This window comes from Candidatus Jordarchaeum sp. (assembly GCF_052745115.1).
The window spans coordinates 1-3,265 of record NZ_JBRAKS010000407.1 but is presented as its reverse complement, the minus strand read 5'-3'; the positions used below and the strand labels follow the sequence as shown (position 1 = coordinate 3,265).

Annotated in this window: 4 protein-coding genes; 2 read left to right on the top strand and 2 right to left on the bottom strand. The window is 36.2% G+C overall.

The window, feature by feature from the left end; translation table 11 throughout:
- Positions 1-264 precede the first annotated feature (264 nt).
- The gene (gene nth, locus ACUVXA_RS18630) at positions 265-903 is read right to left on the bottom strand and encodes an endonuclease III (RefSeq protein WP_445872791.1); all 639 of its coding nucleotides are present in this window, start codon (positions 901-903) and stop codon (positions 265-267) included.
- Positions 893-1,351 (bottom strand): DNA polymerase ligase N-terminal domain-containing protein, encoded by a 459-nt coding sequence (locus ACUVXA_RS18625; RefSeq protein WP_445872790.1) that lies wholly within the window; start codon positions 1,349-1,351, stop codon positions 893-895. Before ACUVXA_RS18625 ends, nth begins: the two co-directional genes overlap by 11 nt.
- Before the next feature lie 599 nt (positions 1,352-1,950).
- Here ACUVXA_RS18625 and ACUVXA_RS18620 point away from each other — a divergent pair.
- The gene (locus tag ACUVXA_RS18620; RefSeq protein ID WP_445872789.1) at positions 1,951-2,289 is read left to right on the top strand and encodes a hypothetical protein; all 339 of its coding nucleotides are present in this window, start codon (positions 1,951-1,953) and stop codon (positions 2,287-2,289) included.
- Positions 2,290-2,431: 142 nt separating this feature from the next.
- The gene (locus ACUVXA_RS18615) at positions 2,432-2,965 is read left to right on the top strand and encodes a GNAT family N-acetyltransferase (RefSeq protein WP_445872788.1); all 534 of its coding nucleotides are present in this window, start codon (positions 2,432-2,434) and stop codon (positions 2,963-2,965) included.
- The last annotated feature ends 300 nt before the right edge of the window (positions 2,966-3,265 follow it).

The following is a 3,265-nucleotide window of genomic DNA, read 5'->3' as shown; positions in this document are numbered from 1 at the left end:
AGCCATATATGGTATTATTTAGTATTAAATCTTCCTACTGTTGTAAACCCTTCAAGAATCTGCTCCCGAGACAGATCCGGATTTGTTAATTTCAATCCAATCACCATCACCTAAACCGTATCTATGACTTATCAATTTTGTTACCACCCTACTCAATGTAGCCTTAGGGCAGTACTTCTTATCTTGAAAATAATGACCAAAACCACCGTAACAAATCGCAGAAAAAAATAAATCAAGAATGAGAATTCTCAATATTTTTAGAGCTTAAACTTTAAAGGCGGAAGGGCACAGCTTATTAATTGCACATTCCGCACATTTTGGTTTTCTAGCGGTGCATATCTTTCTCCCGTGGGTAATTAAAAGGTTGGTTAATTCGAACCAGTCATCTTTGGGATACAAGTTCATTAAATCGCTCTCGATCTTGTCTCTATTTTTCTCTTTTGTGAATCCCATTCTTTGGGATAGTCTCAGAACGTGTGTATCCACGGCGATTCCCTCATTAATTCCATAAGCGTTAGAAAGCACTATGTTAGCAGTTTTTCTCGCAACGCCGGGAAGCTTCACCATTTCCTCCATTGTTTTAGGGACCTGAGAGTTGAACTGTTCAACAATCATATTTGCAGAATTTATTATCGATTTTGCTTTATTCCTATGGAATATGATTGATTTAATATCCCGGTCCAATTCTTCGAGATCCGCATTGGCATAATCTTCTGCTGTTCTATATTTTTTAAAAAGTTGCTCGGTTACCCTATTTACTAAATCATCGGTGCACTGTGCAGCGAGTATGGTTGCTACAAGTAGGTCTAATGGAGTCTTATATTTAAGAGCCGTGCCCCCCACGTTTCCATATTCTTTTCTTAGGAATTCAAGTATTTTTTTTGCCCTCTCCTTATTCTCCATTCTTATCACACCTGAAAAATAACCATCCGTTTTCAACCTTTTGGAATCTTATGAGGCAGTAGCGTCCATTCAGGCGTTTACCCTTCAATTGAACAATTATTTCCTTGTCTTCCCGCCACTTCTCCTCCTCATAGGTGCCACTATCCCATATCTCCACCTTTCCCGCACCATACTCTCCCTCAGGAATTTCCCCCTCAAAATCCGCATAATCTATTGGATGATCCTCTGTGGTTATAACCAATCTTCGAGTTCCTTTCTTGGTTGGAGGCTCTTTGGGAACAGCCCAGCTCTTTAAAACTCCATCCTTTTCCAGTCTCAAGTCCCAGTGAAGATGGCTCGCGTAGTGCTTCTGAATAACGTAAATCTTACCATCTCCTTTCTTTACTTCCCCTGCGGGTTCTTTGGTCTTGCCGAAATCCCTCTTCCTCTTATATTCCTCAAGACTCATAATATCAAAATTCTGAAGTTACTATATAAACCTGTTGAAAATTCGTAAAATGAATATTCCTTCTGAAAACCGATGTTTCTCATTCAATTTTTTTAAAAAAGTAGGGTGCTAGCTTGTCCCTAAACTTTAATGACTCAGAAATTTTGGTATTATTGGGGTGAGAGTTTCTGAGATTAAATTTATCCCGATATTAGAATGGGACTAGCTAGCAGTAGAAACTATTTCAATTAATTATTATTGAAAATTTGAAGATAAATCTGAGTATTTAACGGATATATTAAGATAAGCGTATCCAAGTATCTCGTCAGGGTTACAAATTTTATCGATTAACAAAAAATGCCTTATAATATTACGTTATCTGAAGATTATTGATTAAATATACAGCAATTTGAATTATAATTAGACGCAAATTCTAACCACTTTTTAAAATTAAATTTTACTTTTTTGAAAATTTTCGAGTTTTTTTAGAGCGATTAAACTCTAATCAATGATCAAAGATTTAAAAAATGCCGTCATTTAGCGAAAACTTGGATAACTAGGTGAAAAAAATTTAAATTAAGTTCTGATTGAATGACTAACACTAATAGGAGTAATAAAAAATGGCAAGAGCAGGAGTATTAATAGGCGGAGTAATAGCCCTTATTGGGGCGATTCTGGGTCTTTTTTATGGTTGGGACCTTTTAACATCTGTGAATTTATTTAAATTCTTTGATCCGAAGACTGCCTGGGCTTTACTAGTTGCAATAGCTTCATTTGTAGCTTTTATATGGAGCCTACTCTTACTATTTGATAAGTGGGCTTTATTAAACGCGTTACTTGTACTGGGATGGGGTATCCTTCTGCTGCTAGTGTTTGGGGGCGGATTCCTATCATTTTTAGCAGCGATTCTCATGATCATTGGAGGATTCATTGGACTAATCGCGGCTATAGTAAGCTAGAGATTTGAATCCCATCAACTGATTTCCATTTTTTCCATGTTTCTAAAAATAAAATTCAGTTGCTATAAAAAGTGATTTTATAGGGATGCGTATTCTTTTTTATATTAGTTACTTTATTTAATTGTGTAGGGTGTAGGTGAAAATGGACGAAGGGCTGCTTAAACGGTTTGAAACCGTTTACAAATTGGATGATGGACGGGAGGTAATTTTTCGCCCGTTAAGAACTAAAAAGGATTTAGATGCACTCTACCAATTTTATAGCGTCCTTTCAAAGGAGAAAAACTATCGCAGATTTATGGGTTATCGTAAAGTTACTAGGTGGATTGTGGAAGACTGGGTGGATATAGATTACTATCAGAAAATGTCCTTGGTGGCTGTAGTAGACCGTGGAGATTCTTTCAAGATTGTGGCTGATTCAAGATACTATGTGGACAAGACTACTGGTGCTGCTGAAATTGCAATCGTGGTTCAAGATGATTGGCAGCACAAAGGTATAGGAACTAATTTACTTTTGCATACTATTGAAGTGGCGAGAGAAATGGGTGTGAAAAAATTATTCGCATATGTAGCTCCAGAAAATAGAAAGATAATTCGAATGGGGAAAAAACTCGGTTTCGCTCAGAAATGGTATCCAGAAATGGGCGAATACGGCGGAGAACTAATTCTAAATGAATAAATCTAAAAAAATGATCATAAGTATGTTTCCTAAATATTTTATTATAATTATGTCTGAATATTATAGGTCCCATAATTATTGTATTAAATTTTAAATAAGGATACAAACTTAATCAATGGGTCTATGATTTATTATATTGTGATTTTTCTCTGTCCTTTTGATTGTTAATTCTCGCTGTTCTTCCTCTCCAAGAGGTGTTTTTATGCTTCTCGCCCTGTGAAGCGTGGAATCCTCTCGCTAAACAGGGGGTCAAACATGAATACTTCCACCCAAGCCAATGAGTCTACTATTTATTATATG

Coding starts and splice junctions, on each gene's coding strand:
- ACUVXA_RS18615 (WP_445872788.1), top strand. CDS start 2,432: ATGGACGAAGGGCTGCTTAAACGGTTTGAAACCGTTTACAAATTGGAT.
- ACUVXA_RS18625 (WP_445872790.1), bottom strand. CDS start 1,351: ATGAGTCTTGAGGAATATAAGAGGAAGAGGGATTTCGGCAAGACCAAA.
- nth (WP_445872791.1), bottom strand. CDS start 903: ATGGAGAATAAGGAGAGGGCAAAAAAAATACTTGAATTCCTAAGAAAA.
- ACUVXA_RS18620 (WP_445872789.1), top strand. CDS start 1,951: ATGGCAAGAGCAGGAGTATTAATAGGCGGAGTAATAGCCCTTATTGGG.